General features: G+C 73.2%; 11 protein-coding genes, 3 tRNA genes and 1 pseudogene. 5 read left to right on the top strand and 10 right to left on the bottom strand.

The window, feature by feature from the left end; translation table 11 throughout:
- The first annotated feature begins 7 nt into the window (after positions 1–7).
- Positions 8–1,918, top strand: a complete 1,911-nt coding sequence (gene dnaG, locus ACIBAI_RS00925; RefSeq protein WP_399030266.1) for a DNA primase — start codon at positions 8–10, stop codon at positions 1,916–1,918.
- 175 nt (positions 1,919–2,093) lie between these two features.
- Here the strand turns inward: dnaG and ACIBAI_RS00920 are convergent, their stop codons facing one another.
- The 4 genes from ACIBAI_RS00920 to ACIBAI_RS00905 all read right to left on the bottom strand — a co-directional run bounded on the left by ACIBAI_RS00920 (position 2,094) and on the right by ACIBAI_RS00905 (position 5,428).
- Positions 2,094–2,885 (bottom strand): ABC transporter permease, encoded by a 792-nt coding sequence (locus tag ACIBAI_RS00920; protein ID WP_399030265.1) that lies wholly within the window; start codon positions 2,883–2,885, stop codon positions 2,094–2,096.
- A complete protein-coding gene (locus ACIBAI_RS00915) occupies positions 2,882–3,931 on the bottom strand; it encodes an ATP-binding cassette domain-containing protein (RefSeq protein WP_399030264.1) in 1,050 nt (349 codons plus the stop codon). Before ACIBAI_RS00915 ends, ACIBAI_RS00920 begins: the two co-directional genes overlap by 4 nt.
- A 54-nt stretch (positions 3,932–3,985) precedes the next feature.
- Complete coding sequence (locus ACIBAI_RS00910; RefSeq protein WP_399030263.1) at positions 3,986–4,834, bottom strand: DUF4097 family beta strand repeat-containing protein; 849 nt, start codon at positions 4,832–4,834, stop codon at positions 3,986–3,988.
- Positions 4,835–4,915: 81 nt separating this feature from the next.
- Positions 4,916–5,428, bottom strand: coding sequence for a hypothetical protein (locus ACIBAI_RS00905; protein WP_399030262.1), 513 nt, complete (start codon positions 5,426–5,428; stop codon positions 4,916–4,918).
- Positions 5,429–5,911: 483 nt separating this feature from the next.
- Between ACIBAI_RS00905 and ACIBAI_RS00900 the strand changes: the two are divergent.
- Positions 5,912–7,202: pseudogene (locus ACIBAI_RS00900) on the top strand (RNA polymerase sigma factor).
- A gap of 70 nt (positions 7,203–7,272) precedes the next feature.
- Here the strand turns inward: ACIBAI_RS00900 and ACIBAI_RS00895 are convergent.
- The 5 genes from ACIBAI_RS00895 to ACIBAI_RS00875 form a co-directional block, all read right to left on the bottom strand.
- Positions 7,273–8,844, bottom strand: a complete 1,572-nt coding sequence (locus tag ACIBAI_RS00895; RefSeq protein WP_399030261.1) for a PstS family phosphate ABC transporter substrate-binding protein — start codon at positions 8,842–8,844, stop codon at positions 7,273–7,275.
- Positions 8,845–9,047: 203 nt separating this feature from the next.
- Positions 9,048–10,976: an ABC transporter ATP-binding protein gene (locus ACIBAI_RS00890; RefSeq protein ID WP_399030260.1), complete on the bottom strand. Its 1,929-nt coding sequence runs from the start codon at positions 10,974–10,976 to the stop codon at positions 9,048–9,050.
- Positions 10,976–12,709, bottom strand: coding sequence for an ABC transporter ATP-binding protein (locus tag ACIBAI_RS00885; protein ID WP_399030259.1), 1,734 nt, complete (start codon positions 12,707–12,709; stop codon positions 10,976–10,978). Before ACIBAI_RS00885 ends, ACIBAI_RS00890 begins: the two co-directional genes overlap by 1 nt.
- A 152-nt stretch (positions 12,710–12,861) precedes the next feature.
- The gene (locus ACIBAI_RS00880; RefSeq protein WP_399030258.1) at positions 12,862–14,316 is read right to left on the bottom strand and encodes an FGGY family carbohydrate kinase; all 1,455 of its coding nucleotides are present in this window, start codon (positions 14,314–14,316) and stop codon (positions 12,862–12,864) included.
- A 243-nt stretch (positions 14,317–14,559) separates the two neighbouring features.
- Positions 14,560–14,865 (bottom strand): YtxH domain-containing protein, encoded by a 306-nt coding sequence (locus tag ACIBAI_RS00875; protein WP_344601842.1) that lies wholly within the window; start codon positions 14,863–14,865, stop codon positions 14,560–14,562.
- A gap of 157 nt (positions 14,866–15,022) precedes the next feature.
- On the opposite strand from ACIBAI_RS00875, the gene ACIBAI_RS00870 reads away from it, so the two are divergent.
- From ACIBAI_RS00870 to ACIBAI_RS00860, 3 genes are all read left to right on the top strand, one after another.
- Positions 15,023–15,095 (top strand) — tRNA-Asn (locus ACIBAI_RS00870).
- A 5-nt stretch (positions 15,096–15,100) separates the two neighbouring features.
- Positions 15,101–15,173 (top strand) — tRNA-Asn (locus ACIBAI_RS00865).
- Between the two features lie 213 nt (positions 15,174–15,386).
- Positions 15,387–15,463 (top strand) — tRNA-Ile (locus ACIBAI_RS00860).
- A 401-nt stretch (positions 15,464–15,864) separates the two neighbouring features.
- Here the strand turns inward: ACIBAI_RS00860 and ACIBAI_RS00855 are convergent.
- Positions 15,865–16,182, bottom strand: a complete 318-nt coding sequence (locus tag ACIBAI_RS00855) for a TetR/AcrR family transcriptional regulator C-terminal domain-containing protein (protein ID WP_399030711.1) — start codon at positions 16,180–16,182, stop codon at positions 15,865–15,867.
- Between the last annotated feature and the right edge of the window lie 38 nt (positions 16,183–16,220).

Genomic DNA, 16,220 nt, shown 5'->3' with positions numbered 1-16,220 from the left:
TCACTCCGTGGCAGGACGGATCAACGACGAGGACGTGAAGGCGGTACGGGACGCGGTCCCGATCGACGCCGTGGTGTCCGAGTACCTCCAGCTGCGCAACGCCGGCGGCGGCAACCTCAAGGGCCTGTGCCCCTTCCACGACGAGAAGTCGCCGTCCTTCCAGGTCAGCCCCAGCAAGGGGCTGTTCCACTGCTTCGGCTGCCAGGAGGGCGGCGACACCATCACGTTCGTGATGAAGATCGACCACCTCTCCTTCTCGGAGGCGGTCGAGCGCCTCGCCGCCCAGGCCGGCATCACCCTGCGCTACGAGGAGGGCGGGTACAACCCCGCCCACCAGCGCGGCGAGCGCATCCGCCTGGTCGAGGCCCACAAACTCGCCGCCGAGTGGTACGCCGAACAGCTCGCCACCAGCCCCGAGGCCGAGGCCGGCCGGGTCTTCCTCGCCGAACGCGGCTTCGACCAGGCCGCCGCCGTGCACTTCGGCGTCGGCTACAGCCCGCAGAGCTGGGACCACCTCACCCGCTACCTGCGCGGCAAGGGCTTCAGCGACAAGGAGCTGCTGCTGGCCGGGCTGTCCCAGGAGGGCCGCCGCGGCCCCATCGACCGGTTCCGGGGCCGTCTGATGTGGCCCGTCCGCGACATCGGCGGCGACGTCGTCGGCTTCGGCGCGCGCAAGCTCCACGAGGCGGACAACGGCCCGAAGTACCTCAACACCCCCGAGACGGCGATCTACAAGAAGTCCCAGGTCCTGTACGGCATCGACCTGGCGAAGAAGGAGATCGCCAAGACCTCCCGCGCGGTGGTGGTCGAGGGCTACACGGACGTCATGGCCTGTCACCTCGCCGGTGTGACGACCGCGATCGCCACCTGCGGCACGGCCTTCGGCGGCGAGCACATCAAGATCCTGCGCCGGCTGCTGATGGACAACGGCTCGGCCCGCGTGATCTTCACCTTCGACGGTGACGCGGCCGGCCAGAAGGCGGCCCTGCGCGCCTTCGAGGACGACCAGAAGTTCGCCGCCGAGACCTACATCGCCATCGCCCCCGACGGCATGGACCCCTGCGACCTGCGCCTGGCCAAGGGCGACGAGGCGGTCGCCGACCTGGTCGAGCCCCGCACCCCGCTCTTCGAGTTCGCCCTGCGCCAGATCGTCGGCCGCTACGACCTGGACACCCCCGCGGGCCGCGCCGCCGCCCTGGACGAGGCCGCCCCCGTCGTCGCCCGCATCAAGAACAGCGGCGCCCAGCACGAGGTCGCCGTGCAGCTCGCGGGCATGCTCGGCATCCTCGACACGCAGTTCGTGGTCAGGCGGGTGGCCCAGCTGGCCCGCTGGGCCCGCGAGCGCGGCGGCCGGGGCCCGGCCCCGGCGAACGGGCAGCGCCCGGCGCAGCAGTACGCCGCCGTCCCCGCGCCGGCCGTCCCCCGCGGCCCGGCGCTCAACCTCCGCAACCCCGTCTACGCCACCGAGCGCGAACTGCTCAAACTCGCCCTCCAGCGCCCGGAGCTGGTCTCCCCGGCCTTCGACGCGTACGGCGTCGACGAGTTCACCGCCCCGCCGTACGCCGCCGTACGCCAGGCGATCCTGGACGCGGGCGGCGCGGAGCACGGCCTCCAGGACCCGCAGGAGTACCTGGTCCGGGTCCGGGAGGCGGCCCCCGACGACACCGTCCGCGCGATGGTCACCGAACTCGCCGTCGAGGCGATCATGCGCCGTACGGTCGACGAGGTCTACGCGGGCGAGGTGCTGGTCCGGGTCCGCCGCCGGGCCGTCGAGCGCCGTGTCCGCGACATCCAGAGCCGGCTGACCCGCCTGGGCACCCACGGCGACCCGGCCGAGCTGGCCGCCGTGCAGAACGAGCTGTGGGTGCTGCAACAGTACGACCAGGCGTTGCGGGAGCACGGCGCCGCGGCGCTGTGAGGGCGGCGCCGGGGACCGCTCGGGCGCGGGGCGGGCCGCGTTCCGGCCGGCGGTGTCCGCGCCCCGGGCCCGGCGGGCGGCGGGGGGAACGCGGGCGGGGCGGCGTACGCCGACACTGTGTCGGAGCACGCCGCCCTCGGGCGGCCGCGGGTGGCGGCCCGCGTGGTCGTCCCGGTTACTTCGGGTCGCGGTCGAAGACCGCCTTCGACCAGAAGTAGCCGAGCCCGGAGAGGGCCAGGCACCAGGCGACGGCCAGCCAGCCGTTGTGGCCGATCTCGCTGCCGAGCAGCAGGCCGCGCAGGGTCTCGATGGCCGGGGTGAAGGGCTGGTACTCGGCGATCGGCTGGAACCAGCCCGGCATCGCGTCGACGGGGACGAAGGCGCTGGAGACGAGCGGCAGGACGATCAGCGGCATCGCGTTGTTGCTGGCCGCCTCGACGTTGGGGCTGACCAGGCCCGCGCCGACCGCGATCCAGGTGAGCGCCAGGGCGACCAGCGCCATCAGCCCGAACGCCGCCAGCCACTCCAGGGCCGTGGCGTCGGCGGACCGGAAGCCGATGGCCACGGCGACGGCGCCCACCAGGACCACGCTGGCGACCGACTGCAGCACGCTGCCGACGACGTGCCCGATGAGCACGGAGCCGCGGTGGATCGCCATCGTGCGGAAGCGGGCGATGATGCCCTCGGTCATGTCCATGGAGACGGACACCGCGGTCCCGACCACGGTGCCCGCGACGGTCATCATCAGGATGCCCGGGACGAGGTAGGCGAGGTAGTCGGACCGGTCCGCCCCGCCGCCCCCGAGGCCGGCGCTCATCACGTCGCCGAAGACGTAGACGAAGAGCAGCAGCAGCATGACCGGCGTGAGCAGCAGGTTCAGCGTCAGGGACGGGTAGCGGCGGGCGTGCAGCAGGGTGCGGCGCAGCATCGTGGACGAGTCGCGCACGGCGAGGGACAGGGAGCTCATCGGACATCCTCCTCGGGTCGGCCGGGCCGGCCGGGCTGGGGGTCGGTGCCGCCGGTGAGGGCGAAGAACACGTCGTCGAGGTCGGGGGTGTGCACGGTCAGCTCGTCCGCCTCGATGCCGGCGGCGTCCAGCCAGTCGAGGATGGAGCGCAGTTCGCGCTGGCTGCCGTCCGAGGGGATCCGCAGGGCGAGCGCCTCGTCGGCGGGGGTTCTGCCGCCGGGGCGGGGCCGGGCGTGGGGGAGGGCGGCCTCGCGCAGCGCGGCGGCGGCGGACCGGTGGGCGGCCGGGTCGGTGAAGCGGAGCCGGACGTGCCCGCCGGGGACGAGCCGCTTCAGTTCCTCGGCGCTCCCTTCGGCGGCGATCCTGCCGCCGTCGAGCACGGCGATGCGGTCGGCGAGCTGGTCGGCCTCCTCCAGGTACTGGGTGGTGAGGAAGACGGTGACGCCGCCGGTGACCAGCTCGCGGATGATCTGCCACATGCTGTGGCGGCTGCGCGGGTCGAGGCCGGTGGTGGGCTCGTCGAGGAAGATGATCCGCGGGCCGCCGACCAGGGTCATGGCGATGTCCAGGCGGCGCTTCATGCCGCCGGAGTAGGTGGCGGCGGGCTTCTTCGCCGCGTCGGTCAGGTCGAAGCGCTCCAGCAGCTCGGCGGCGACCCGCCGCCCCTCGCGCCGGGGCAGGTGGTGCAGGTCCGCCATGAGGAGCATGTTCTCCTCGCCGGTGATCAGGCCGTCGACGGCGGAGAACTGCCCGGTCACCCCGATCGCGGCGCGCACGGCCTGCGGGTCGGCGGCGAGGTCGTGGCCCGCGACCCGGGCCTGTCCGCCGTCGGCGGTGATGAGCGTGGACAGGATCTTCACGGCGGTGGTCTTGCCGGCGCCGTTCGGGCCGAGCAGCGCGAAGACCGAGCCGGCCGGGATGTGCAGGTCGATGCCGTCGAGGACGGTCCTGTCGCCGTAGGACTTGCGTAAGCCGACGGCGGAGACGGCGGCCGGCGACGCGTGATCGCCGCCCCTGGTGGATGTGAGCATGACAGAAGAGGGCATGGGGTTCTCCGTTCGGAGCCCGAGGTGGGCGGGGAGCGGTCGGGGGCGTGGTGCTCAGGCCCGGGCGCGGCGGATGTCGATGTTGCCGTGCCGGGTGCGGGCGTGGACCTTGACGGTGTCCTCGGTCTGCTCCGGGGTCTCGGACGCGGTGAGCGCGTTGCGCACCTGGCCGGAGCCCGAGCTGACGTCGAGCCAGGCGGCGGTGCCCTCCCGGACGCCGACCTCGATGGCGCCGTAGGAGGTCTCCAGCTGGACGGTGCCGCGGACCACTTCGCCCACGCGCAGGGTGCCGTGGGCGGTGGCGACGGTGACCGAGTCCTCGGCGCGGGCGATGTCGATGTCGCCGTTGGCGCCCCTCACCCGCAGCTCGCCGGTCGCGGCGCCGACGGTCGTGGTGCCGTGCGAGTTCTTCAGCACCGCGGAGCCGTCGACGAGGCCGACGCGCAGGCTGCCGGAGCTGGTGGTGATCTCGGCCGGGCCCTCGACGCGGTCCACGGTGATCGAGCCGTGCGAGGCGGTCAGCTGCAACGGGCCGGTGGTGTCGAGGCGGACGTCGCCGGACGAGGTCTTCACGCGGACCTCGCCCAGCCGGCCCTCGCCGAGCACCTGGGCCCAGGCGCCGGTCATCTCGACGTGCGACCCGGTGGGCAGGCCGACCGTCACGTCGACGGTGCCGGTGCGGCCGAGGCCGAGCAGCGGGGGCTTGGGCGTGCGGACGGTCAGCACGCCGCTCGCGTAACCGACCTCGGTCTGGTCGGCCGCCCGCACGTCCTGCTCCTTCTTCGGGTCGCGGGGCCGCACCTCGACGACGGTGTCGGGGCGGTCGCTCGCGGTGAACTGGATGGAACCGGCCTGCACGTAGGCGGTGACCGAGATTGCTCCGGGGGTGTCGAAAGAAGGCATGGCTGTCCCGTCCTCCTGGCTCTCTGGGACGTCCCCGCTGGTGGGACGTGGTCTGGGTGGAGTGGTGCGGGCGGGGCGCGGCTAGCGCACCCAGCCTGTGAAGCTTTGTCCGACGGTCCGGGCCTGCTCCGCCGTGCGCGGTCCCGCGCCGCCGTCGATCGCGGCCGACACGGCCCGCACCAGCCACGCGTTGACCGACAGGCCCTCGCGGCCGGCGGCCTCCTCCACGCGTGCCTTGAGGTGGGCCGGCAGGCGCAGGTTGACGCGGGCGGTGCCGCCCTCGTCGGCGTCGGCCGGGGCCGCGGCCGGGAACGGTTCGACGGGCGCGGCCGGCTCCGCGGGGGCGCCCGCCGGCGGCGGCGTCACCACGAAGTCGGGGTCCAGTCCGCGCAGCCGTACGTCGACCGAGCCGGGGGCGAGCTCGCGGGTGATCTCGTCCATCGCGGCGGAGAGCACGTTGAGCAGGGTCAGGCGGGTCGCCGACTCCAGGGGGGCGGTGAGCCGCTCGGCCAGCTCGCGGGCTTCGTCCCCGCCGGCTTCGGCGGCCACCGCGAGTTCGCGGCGGAGGGTGTCGACATACGGCGTGAGGTCCATAACGCCATGATGGCACCATCATGGCGCTATGCGCAAGCCGGATTGGCATCACGTGGTGCGCGTATGTGTCAGCCCCTCTTTTGAGCTGCGGAAACACGGGGAGAGAGGGGCGGGCGATGGTGGTGCCGTATGCGCTCGTACGCCGCCGGGAGCGTGGAGTGGCACCGTTTGGCGCCATGTGGCGTCGCATGGCGCTGGGTGGCGCCAAGGGGTGCCACTCGGTGTCGCGTGATGCCCCGCGGCACCGGGTCGTGCCGCGGGCAGGTGGCCCGCCTCCCGCCACGGCGGCCGGGGAGCCGTCCGGCGGCACCCCGGCCGCCCGCCCGGCGCCGCGCCGGACGGCGGGGGAGCGGCCCCGGCGCCGGCCGGTCCTCGGGGCCGGCGGCCGGACGGCCCGGATAACCACCCCGTCACGGACCGGACGCAAAAAGTCACCGCACGCCCCTCGTGGCGGCGATGTGTCTTACCCCACACTGGGTTCCGGTGCCTGAGTCCCCGGAGCGCGGCCGGCCGTCCCCCCACGGGCCCCGGACCCCCGCGGTCCCGCCCACCGCGTACGGGACGGACGGCGGCGAGGCCGCCGACTCCGCCCCCGAAGTACCGCTGCCGTACCCCTCTAGCAGCGATCATCCTGGAGGTCGCCCCCGTGCAGACCCAGACCCTCGTCCAGACCGACATCAGTACGGACGGCACGGAACCGGACGCCGAGACCGACGTGTTCGTCGCGGTGCCCCCGCTGAACCGTGCCGTGCACCACCCCGGGACGGACCCCGTGGACCCGCCCGAGCCGGCGGAACCCCCGGCCGGGGCGCTGGAGGCGGCCGAGCCCGTCGGACCGCCGCCCGCCCGCCCGGAGACCGGCGGCCCCTCCGCGGACCTGTTCCGCCAGTACCTGCGCGAGATCGGCCGCATCCCCCTGCTCACCGCGGCCGAGGAGGTCGAACTCGCCCGCCGCGTCGAGGCGGGCCTGTTCGCCGAGGAGAAGCTGCTGAACACCCCCGACCTCGACACCCGGCTGGCCCTCGACCTGGACCGGCTGGTCGTCATGGGCCGCATGGCCAAGCGCCGCCTGATCGAGGCGAACCTGCGGCTCGTGGTGTCCGTGGCCAAACGGTACGCGGGGCGCGGCCTGACCATGCTCGACCTCGTCCAGGAAGGCAACCTCGGCCTCATCCGGGCCGTCGAGAAGTTCGACTACGCCCGCGGCTACAAGTTCTCCACGTACGCCACCTGGTGGATCCGCCAGGCCATGTCCCGCGCCCTGGCCGACCAGGCCCGCACCATCCGCGTCCCCGTCCACGTCGTGGAGCTCATCAACCGCGTCGTCCGCGCCCAGCGCCGCATGCTCCAGGAACGCGGCCGCGAGCCGACGCCGCAGGAGGTCGCCGCCCACCTGGACCTGCCGCCCGAGCGGGTCGGCGAGATCCTCCGCCTCGCCCAGGAGCCCGTCTCCCTGCACGCCCCGGTCGGCGAGGAGGACGACGTGGCCCTCGGCGACCTGATCGAGGACGGCGACGCCGCCAGCCCGGTCGAGTCGGCCGCGTTCCTGCTGCTGCGCGAGCACCTGGAGGCGGTGCTGTCGACGCTGGGCGAGCGCGAACGCAAGGTGGTGCAGCTCCGCTACGGCCTGGCCGACGGCCGCCCCCGCACCCTGGAGGAGATAGGGCGCATCTTCGGCGTCACCCGGGAACGGATACGGCAGATCGAGTCCAAGACCCTCGACAAGCTGCGCGACCACGCCTTCGCCGACCAGCTGCGGGGCTACCTGGACTGAGGACGCCGGCCCGCCGGGCGCACGCACCGAACGCCGCTCCCCCCTTGCGCGCGGGGCCGCCACAAGGGCCCTAGCCGTCGCCGCACCTCATCTCCTCGACGACGGAGTCCCGCAGCTCCCGGCACGGCAGGAAGCCCCGGCCCTCCAGGAGCTTGGAGACCCCCCGGCTGCGCAGGAAGTCGAGGAAGTTGCGGGTCAGCCCGGTCGCGCCCGCGCGGGTGTAGAGGATCTCGGAGGCCCAGAAGGGGTAGTCGCCGTCGAGGACGTCGTCCTTGGCCGGGGGAGTGCTGTTGATCGGCACGGTCCGCACGTTGGGGAAGAACGGCAGGGCGTCGGCCTCGGCGTACCCGATGGCGTTCGGCGTCCGGTTCACGTAGTCGAGCAGTTCCATCGTGGACCCCACGGAGCACACTCCGGTCGCGCCGGGGGCGCACGGCGGGACGGACGCCGGGCTCTTCCGGCCGGTGACCCGCGTCTCGAAGGCGTGCCGGGTGCCCGAGCCGTCGGCCCGGACCACGGCCACGGGCGGGTCGGCGAGGAGTCCGCCCTCGTCGTCGGCCTCTTCCCCGGCGAAGATCTGCGCGAGCTGCTCCTGGCGCAGTCCCCGCTCCCAGAGCGACTCGCCGGGGCCCAGGCTTCTCGCCAGTGACTGGTTGGCCACGACGGCGTAGACCAGGACGCCGACGCGGTGGGCGTCGAGGCCCCGCTCCAGAGGCTGCCCGGCCACGGTGTCCACCATGGCGATGCTCTCCGCCGCCGTGTTCGCGCGCAGCCGGTCCAGCCCCGCGCTGCTGTTGGTCGCCTCCAGCACCACGTCGGTGTCGCGGCACTGCTCCTCGTACGCCTCCTTGACCTGGTGGGCGAGGGGGGAGAAGGCGGTCGAGCCCGTCACCGTCAGCCGGCCCGGGGAGCAGGCGGCGTCGAGTCTCAGACTCGCGTTGTCGGCGTAGACGCCCGCGCCCAGGCTCAGGGCCACGATGAGCGTCACGACGATGGCGGTGGCCCACCGGCGTCTGGCCCGTCCGGCGGTCTGCTTGATGCGGCCGCCCTTCAGCTTCCCGCCCGAGATGATCTTTGGGGGTTTCGGTGCGGCGCCGGCCCCGTCGTCCTCCAGCAGCACCAGGAGCCGGAAGTGCTCGCGCCGGTTCAGGGTGAAGAGCGGCAGGACGATCGTGTCGGTCTGCCGGGACGCGGTCCGGACCGCGCCCGGAGGATCGTCCGCCGGCCCGGCCGCGGACCGCGCGGGCGGCACCGGGCGCAGGGCCGCCTCCAGCGGTTCGCCGGCGTCCCGCACCTTGAAGTGCACGACCTCCTTGCCGGGGAACGTGAAGGTGACGGGGGCCGCGAAGTGCTCCGGTTCGAGCGTCTGCACACCGGAGTTGCGCACTTCGAGAATGACCAGGCTGCCCTCGCTGATCGGACGGCCCTGCCAGTGGATCTCCCACATGCCGGGCGGCGGCTGGCTGTTGATGTGCTTGTTGATGGGCCCGTTGTAGACCTCGCTCCAGCTGATCCGCCGCCACCCCTGGTACCGGTCCAGCCAGAACGCCATGAGGCCCGCGCACAGGGCGCACACCAGGGCGCCCGCCCACATCTGCCCGTTGCTCAATCCACCGAAGAAGTCGGCGATCGACTCGAACATCTCAAGCCCCCCTGCTCGAGCGTCGATTCAAGGGAGACAGATGCTCGGCAGCGAAGACCTCACCCGGGTGAGGGTCCGTGGTCCCCCGCGTGAACGGGACGCGAACAAGGCGGCGCCCCTCCGCCCCTGCCGGGCCGGCCCGGGCGGTCCCGCCGCGCCGCACGACGGGACCGCCCCCGGCCGCCCGGCCGCCGGCCGGTGACCTAGTCGACCTCGGCCACCGCCTGCGCGAACTGCGCCTCGTACAGCCGCGCGTAGGCGCCGCCCGCCGCGAGCAGCTCGGCATGGGCGCCCTGCTCGACGATCGCCCCGTTCTCCATCACCAGGATCGTGTCCGCGTCCCGGATGGTGGAGAGCCGGTGCGCGATGACGAACGACGTCCGCCCGTGGGCCAGTTTGGCCATCGCCTTCTGGATCAGCACCTCGGTCCGGGTGTCGACCGAGCTCGTCGCCTCGTCCAGCACCAGGATCACCGGGTCGGACAGGAACGCCCGCGCGATGGTGATGAGCTGCTTCTCACCGGCGCTCACCCCGCTGCCCTCGTCGTCGATCACCGTGTCGTAGCCGTCGGGCAGCGTACGGATGAACCGGTCGGCGTGCGCGGCCCGCGCGGCCTCCTCGATCTCCCCGCGGGTGACCTCCCGGGCGGCCCCGTACGCGATGTTCTCCGCGATGGTGCCGCCGAACAGCCAGGTGTCCTGCAGCACCATGCCGATCCCGGCGCGCAGCTCGTCCCGCGACATCCGAGCGATGTCCACGCCGTCGAGGGTGATGCGCCCGCCGGTGACCTCGTAGAACCGCATGAGCAGATTGACCAGCGTGGTCTTGCCCGCGCCGGTCGGGCCGACGATCGCGACCGTCTGCCCGGGCTCCACGGTCAGCGACAGGTCCTCGATCAGCGGCTTGTCGGGGTCGTACCGGAAGGACACGTGCTCCAGCTCCACCCGGCCGCGCAGCCGCTCCGGCCGCACCCCCGGCACGGGGTCCGCCGTCTGCTCCTCCGCGTCCAGCAGCTCGAAGATCCGCTCGGCGGAGGCGACGCCCGACTGGACCAGGTTCGCCATCGACGCGACCTGCGTCAGCGGCATCGAGAACTGCCGCGAGTACTGGATGAAGGCCTGCACGTCCCCGATGGACAGGGCGCCGGAGGCGACCCGCAGCCCGCCCACGACCGCGACCAGCACGTAGTTGAGGTTCGACACGAAGAACATCAGCGGCTGCATGACCCCGCTGTTGAACTGCGCCCGGAACCCGGCCTCGTACAGCGCCTCGTTCTCCTCGGCGAACCGCCGCGCCGACTCCTCCTGCCGGCCGAACACCTTCACCAGCGTGTGCCCGGTGTACATCTCCTCGATGTGCGCGTTGAGCCGGCCGGTGGTGCGCCACTGCTGCACGAAGTGCGGCTGCGACCGCTTGCCGACGCGCGTGGCGACGACGAACGACAGCGGCACGGTCACCAGCGCGACCAGCGCCAGGATCCAGGAGACGTAGAACATCATCGCCAGCACGCCGACGATGGTCAGCAGCGAGTTGATCAGCTGGCCCATCGACTGCTGGAGCGTCTGCCCGATGTTGTCGATGTCGTTCGTCGCCCGGCTGAGCACCTCGCCGCGCTGCCGCCGGTCGAAGTACGACAGCGGCAGCCGCGACAGCTTCGCCTGCACGTCCTCGCGCATCCGGTACATCGTCCGGTTCACGGCCCGGTTCACCAGCCGCGTCGCTACCGCCATCAGCAGCCCGGCGACCGTGAACACGGCCAGCGCCAGCAGCAGGACGTTCCCGACGGCCGTGAAGTCGATGCCCTCGCCCGGCGTGAAGTCCGTACCGCGCAGCATGTCGGCGACGTCGCCGTCGCCGCGCTCGCGCAGCGAGTCGAGGACCTGCTCCTTCGACACCCCGGACGGCATGTCCCGGCCGACGATCCCGGCGAAGACCAGGTCGGTGGCCCGGCCGAGGATCTTCGGCCCGATCACGCTCAGGCCGACGCTGAGGACCGTGCACAGCAGCAGCACGCCGAGCGTCAGCCGCTCCGGCGCGAACCGCGCCACGAGCCGCCGGCCCGACTTGCCGAAGTCCATCGTGTGCTGGTCGGGGCCGCCCCCGGCCATCATCCGCGCCGCGGGCCCGGCCATCAGGCAGCCTCCGCTTCCGTGAGCTGGGAGAGCACGATCTCCCGGTAGGTGTCGTTGTCCGCCATCAGCTCGTGGTGCCGGCCCGTGCCGACGACCCGGCCCTCGTCGAGGACGACGATCCGGTCGGCGTCCCGGATCGTCGCCACCCGCTGGGCGACGATGACGACGGTCGCCTCCGCCGTCTCCCGGGCCAGGGCCGCGCGCAGGGCCGCGTCGGTGGCGTAGTCGAGCGCGGAGAAGGAGTCGTCGAAGAGGTAGATTTCCGGGCGCTGCACCAGGGTGCGGGCGATGGCCAGCCGCTGGCGCTGACCGCCGGAGACGTTGCCGCCGCCCTGCGCGATCGGCGCGTCCAGCCCGCCCTCCAGCCGCTCCACGAAGTCCTTGGCCTGCGCCACCTGGAGCGCGTGCCACAGCTCCTCGTCGGTGGCGTCCGGATTGCCGTACCGCAGATTGGTCGCGACCGTGCCCGCGAACAGGTAGGGCTTCTGCGGGACCAGCCCGACGGTCCGCGCCAGCAGCGCCGGATCGACGGTCCGTACGTCCACCCCGTCGACCAGGACCTGTCCGTCGGTGGCGTCGAAGAGCCGGGGCACCAGCCCCAGCAGCGTGGACTTGCCGCTGCCGGTCGAGCCGATCACGGCCGTGATCTCACCCGGCCGGGCGACGAGGTCGACGTCCTTCAGCACCGGCTCCTCCGCCCCCGGGTAGCGGAAGCCCGCCCCGCGGATCTCCAGATGGCCGTGGCGGCGCAGCTCGGTGACGGGCGCGGCCGGCGGCACGACGCTCGACGCGGTGTCCAGCACCTCCTGGATGCGCTCGGCGCACACCTCCGCGCGCGGCACCATCATGAACATGAAGGTGGCCATCATCACGGACATGACGATCTGCATGAGGTAGGCGAGGAACGCCGTCAGGTCGCCGATCCCCATGTCGCCGCCGTCGATGCGGTGCGCGCCGATCCACACCACCGCGATCGACGACAGGTTGACCACCGTCATGACCACCGGGAACATCAGCGCGAGCAGGTTGCCGGCGCCCAGCGCCATCTCGGTCAGGTCGGCGTTGGCCCGGCGGAAGCGCTGCTGCTCGTACTCGTCGCGGACGAAGGCGCGGATGACCCGGTTGCCGGTGATCTGCTCGCGCAGCACCCGGTTCACCGTGTCCAGCCGCTCCTGCATGGCCCGGAACAGCGGACGCAGCCGCCGCACGATCAGCGTCACGCAGACGCCCAGCACCGGCACGACGGCGACCAGCACCCCGGACAGCGGCACGTCCAGGCCGAGCGCCAGCACGATGCCGCCGACGCACATGATGGGCGCCGACACCATCAGCGTGAACGTCATCAGGGCCAGCATCTGCACCTGCTGGACGTCGTTGGTCGTCCGGGTGATCAGCGACGGGGCGCCGAAGTGGCCGACCTCGCGCGCGGAGAAGGACTGCACCCGGTCGAAGACGGCGGCCCGCAGGTCCCGGCCGAGCGCCGAGGCCGTCCGCGCGCCGTAGTACACGGCACCGATGTTGCACACGACCTGGACCAGCGAGATGCCGATCATGAGGGAGCCGAAGCCCAGGATGTAGCCGGTGTCGCCGCGCACGACGCCTTCGTCGATGATGTCCGCGTTCAGCGTGGGCAGGTAGAGGGTGGCGCAGGTCTGCAGGAACTGCAGCAGCACCAGCAGGGCGATGGGTTTTCGGTAGGGCCTGAGACAGGCCCGCAGAAGTCGTATGAGCACGCTGGGTCTCTCGGAGTCGGCGATGGGGGCAGGTGGTTGCTCCTGGCCCCTATCGTCGAACACTCCACCCGCGTTACCTCAACTGATTAAGCCAACAGGGTCCGCGAGCGGGCCCCGCCGGTCCCCGCCCCGGGAGCGGCCGCGGGCGGCGGTCACGGCCGGAACGCCCCCGGATGGGTCTGCTCGCGCACCGACACGAACTGCTGGCGCACCGCCTGACCCACCGCCAGCTCCTCGCCCGGCTCCAGCACCTGCGCGACCGCGCCCTGCCAGGCCGGCGGGGTGCGCGGATCGAGTGTGCCCCGCGACACGCCGAGCGCCCAGGCCGCCTGCCGGGCCGCGCCGATCGCGGCGTAGTCCGCGGGCTGCGGTACGACGACCTGCGTCCCGAACAGCGAGGGCGCCGCCGCCTGTACGGCGGGCAGTTCGGCGGCCGGCCCCAGCAGGAAGATCCGCCGCACCTCCACGCCCCGGCCGCGCAGCACGTCGAGGGCGTCGGCGAGCCCGCACAGCATCCCCTCGAACGCGGCCCGCGCCAGGTGCTCCGGCTTCATCGACTCGCGCCGCAGCCCGGCCAGGGTCCCCGCGGTGTGCGGCAGGTTCGGCGTCCGCTCGCCCTCCAGGTACGGCAGCAGCACCAGCCCGTGCGCCCCCGGCGTCGACTTCATCGCCAGGTCCGACAGGCTCTCCAGATCGGGCAGCCCGAGCAGCTCGGCGGTGCCGCGCAGGGCCCGTACGGCGTTCAGGGTGGTGACGGCCGGCAGGTGCAGGCCGGTCGCGTCGGCCAGCGCGGTGATCGTCCCGGACTGGTCGAGCAGCGGCTCGGGGTGCACGGCCATCACGGACCCGGAGGCCCCGAGGGAGACCACCGCGTCCCCGGGCCCGACCCCCAGCCCGAAGGCGGCGGCCATCGTCTCGCCGGTCCCGGCGGAGATCAGCAGCCCCTCCGGCGTCGTGCCGGCCGCGTCGGCGGGTCCGACGACCTCGGGCAGCACGGCCTGGTGGCCGAGCGCGAGCTCGACGAGATCGGGCCGGTAGGCGCCGGTCGCCGCCGACCAGTAGCCCGTGCCGGAGGCCCCGCCCCGGTCGGTGGTCCTTCGGAGCGGCCGCCCGAGCAACTGCCACACCAGCCAGTCGTGGGCCTGCATCAGGACGGCGGTGCGCAGGGCGCTGTCCGGCTCGGTGCGGGCCAGCCAGCGCAGCTTGGTCACCGGCTGCGCGGCCTGCGGCACGCATCCCACCGCCTGCGCCCACGCCTCGCGCCCCCCGAGCGCGTCGACCAGGTCGGCCGCCGCGACCTGCGTCCGCTTGTCGCCGCCGACCATGGCCGGGCGCACGGTGTTGCCCTGCGCGTCCAGCGGCACGACCGCGTTCTGCTGCGCGGAGACACCGATGGCCTGCACGCCTTCGAGCAGCCCGCCGCCCGCCGCCTCCCCGAGGGACAGCAGCCACGCCTGCGGATCGACGTCGGCGGGGCGGCCGCCGCCCTCGGGACTCTCGACCGGATGCGGCGCGTATCCCTGCCTCAGTACGGCCCCCGTGTCCGCGTCGCAGACGACGATGCGAGTGAAATCGGGCGAACTGTCCAACCCGGCGACTATCCCCATGGCCAAAATTCTGCCGCACCGCGCGGGGTGGCTGCGCCGGATGTGTTCCCGGTGTCCCGGCAGGCGGCGTTCGCCCCGCTGTGACGCCCGGCACCTTCCCCCGCCGCGGCGAGGGCGGGGGAGCGGCCCCTGCGCGCCGCACCGGCCGGAGGCCCGGGTACCGGACGTACCCGGGCCTCCGGCCGGTGCGGCGGGAGTGCGCGGGGCGCCGCTCCCCGCGGGCGAACGGCGCCTGCCGGAGCGCTAGGTGGCGCTGGTGCCCCAGTCGTCCGTGCCGCTGCCGTTCGCGCTGCGCTCCCGCAGGGACCGCACCCGCTGGGCCACCGAGTCGGGCACGCGGTCGCCGACCTTGTCGCTGACCGCGTGGTACGCCTTGTCGGCGAACTGGCGGCTCTGCTGGGCCGCCGTCTCGGCGGTGTTGCGGACCGCGGGGTTCTGCGCGATCTGCTGTGCGGACTTCTTCAGCTGCTCGTAGCGTTCGCGCCCGGCCTTCGTGCCCAGCACGTAACCCAGGGCGAGTCCGGCGACGAACGTGAGCCGGTAACGCATGGCGGCCACCCTTCCTTGCGTAGGTCTCCGGTGCGGCGTCGGCGCCGGGAGGTACCGATTGGCGGAGCACCCCCCTGCTTGCGCTAATGTATGTGTCGCAGCGAGCGCGCGCCCCCTGGCGAATACCCAGGCAGATGCGTTCGATGCAACGAGGCATTCCTCCGTAGCTCAATTGGCAGAGCAGCCGGCTGTTAACCGGCAGGTTACTGGTTCGAGTCCAGTCGGGGGAGCTCGGTCCTCCGTAGCTCAATTGGCAGAGCAGCCGGCTGTTAACCGGCAGGTTACTGGTTCGAGTCCAGTCGGGGGAGCACGCTGAACGAGGACCCCGAAGGGGTCCTTTTTCATGGCCTTCTCACGTGTCTTCCCTCACTCCGCCGCGCGGCCGCGGGAACCGTACGGGGTGCGGTGGAGTCCTCAAGGTCATGAACGCCGTGGCGTAGCCGACCATCCGAGGCAGTAGATCGTATGACCGGCTATGCTGCGGCAGACGGCGCGCACACATGTACGCGACACGCCGCTATGGGGCGGTAGCTCAGCCGGTTAGAGCAGCGGACTCATAATCCGTCGGCCGTGGGTTCGAGTCCCACCCGCCCCACCAGAAGCAGGGGGAGGAGCCGTCCCCGCCCGCGGGACGCCACGCCCGGGCACGGGGGACGGCGCTGAAACCCCCTCAGCCCCTCCCGGCCGGCACCCCGTACGCCTTCCTTCGGCAGAGGTGGTGCAGGCTCTCGTCGAGCGAGTGGCGCGGCGGTCGGTCCGCGGTGCTCGACGTCATGGACGCCGCCTCGTGGTCCCGGGCGCCCTGGAAGCTCTGCGCCGCCTGCTCGAAGAGCCGCTCCTCGGAACCGAGGTAACGGAAGATCAGCGCCGGGTCGGCCCCGCGTCGCGGGCGATGTCCCGGACGCCGGTCGCGTCGTGGCCGCACAGGGCGAGGCGGGCCCGGGCCGCGGCCGGCAGTCCGGCCCGGGCGGCGGCGCGTCGGGTGGCCGTCCCCCGGGGCTATCCGGACCGGCCGGCCGGCGGTGCGGCGGGCCGGGGACCGAAGGCGCTGCAGAACGTACCGGCCGCCGCCCGGGCCAGGGACCGCAGGGCCTCGTCGGGGAGCTCGCGGGTCCCGAAGCGGGACCGCGCCTCGGCGGGACCGGTCAGGAGCGCGAGGAACTGCTCCGCGGCCTCGGCCGGATCGGGGGTGCGCAGGTGGCCGCTGAGCGTGAGGCGCGCGAACCGGTCGGCCAGCGCCTCGGTGATCCGGCCGGTTCCCGTGGTCTCCAGCAGATCCGGGAACCGGTGGGCCTCCGCGCAGAGCAGCCGGCGCAGGGCCCTGGACCGGCCGCCGCGCCGGGCTCCCGCCCGCC

This window comes from Streptomyces sp. NPDC051041, assembly GCF_044456065.1.
In the GTDB taxonomy this organism is placed as follows: Bacteria; Actinomycetota; Actinomycetes; order Streptomycetales; family Streptomycetaceae; genus Streptomyces; species Streptomyces glaucus.
Note: the sequence above shows the minus strand (reverse complement) of the source record. Positions and strands in the feature narration are given on the sequence as shown.

Coding starts and splice junctions, on each gene's coding strand:
- ACIBAI_RS00880 (WP_399030258.1), bottom strand. CDS start 14,316: ATGGGGATAGTCGCCGGGTTGGACAGTTCGCCCGATTTCACTCGCATC.
- ACIBAI_RS00895 (WP_399030261.1), bottom strand. CDS start 8,844: ATGTTCGAGTCGATCGCCGACTTCTTCGGTGGATTGAGCAACGGGCAG.
- ACIBAI_RS00920 (WP_399030265.1), bottom strand. CDS start 2,885: ATGAGCTCCCTGTCCCTCGCCGTGCGCGACTCGTCCACGATGCTGCGC.
- ACIBAI_RS00910 (WP_399030263.1), bottom strand. CDS start 4,834: ATGCCTTCTTTCGACACCCCCGGAGCAATCTCGGTCACCGCCTACGTG.
- ACIBAI_RS00915 (WP_399030264.1), bottom strand. CDS start 3,931: ATGCCCTCTTCTGTCATGCTCACATCCACCAGGGGCGGCGATCACGCG.
- ACIBAI_RS00890 (WP_399030260.1), bottom strand. CDS start 10,976: ATGGCCGGGCCCGCGGCGCGGATGATGGCCGGGGGCGGCCCCGACCAG.
- ACIBAI_RS00905 (WP_399030262.1), bottom strand. CDS start 5,428: ATGGACCTCACGCCGTATGTCGACACCCTCCGCCGCGAACTCGCGGTG.
- ACIBAI_RS00875 (WP_344601842.1), bottom strand. CDS start 14,865: ATGCGTTACCGGCTCACGTTCGTCGCCGGACTCGCCCTGGGTTACGTG.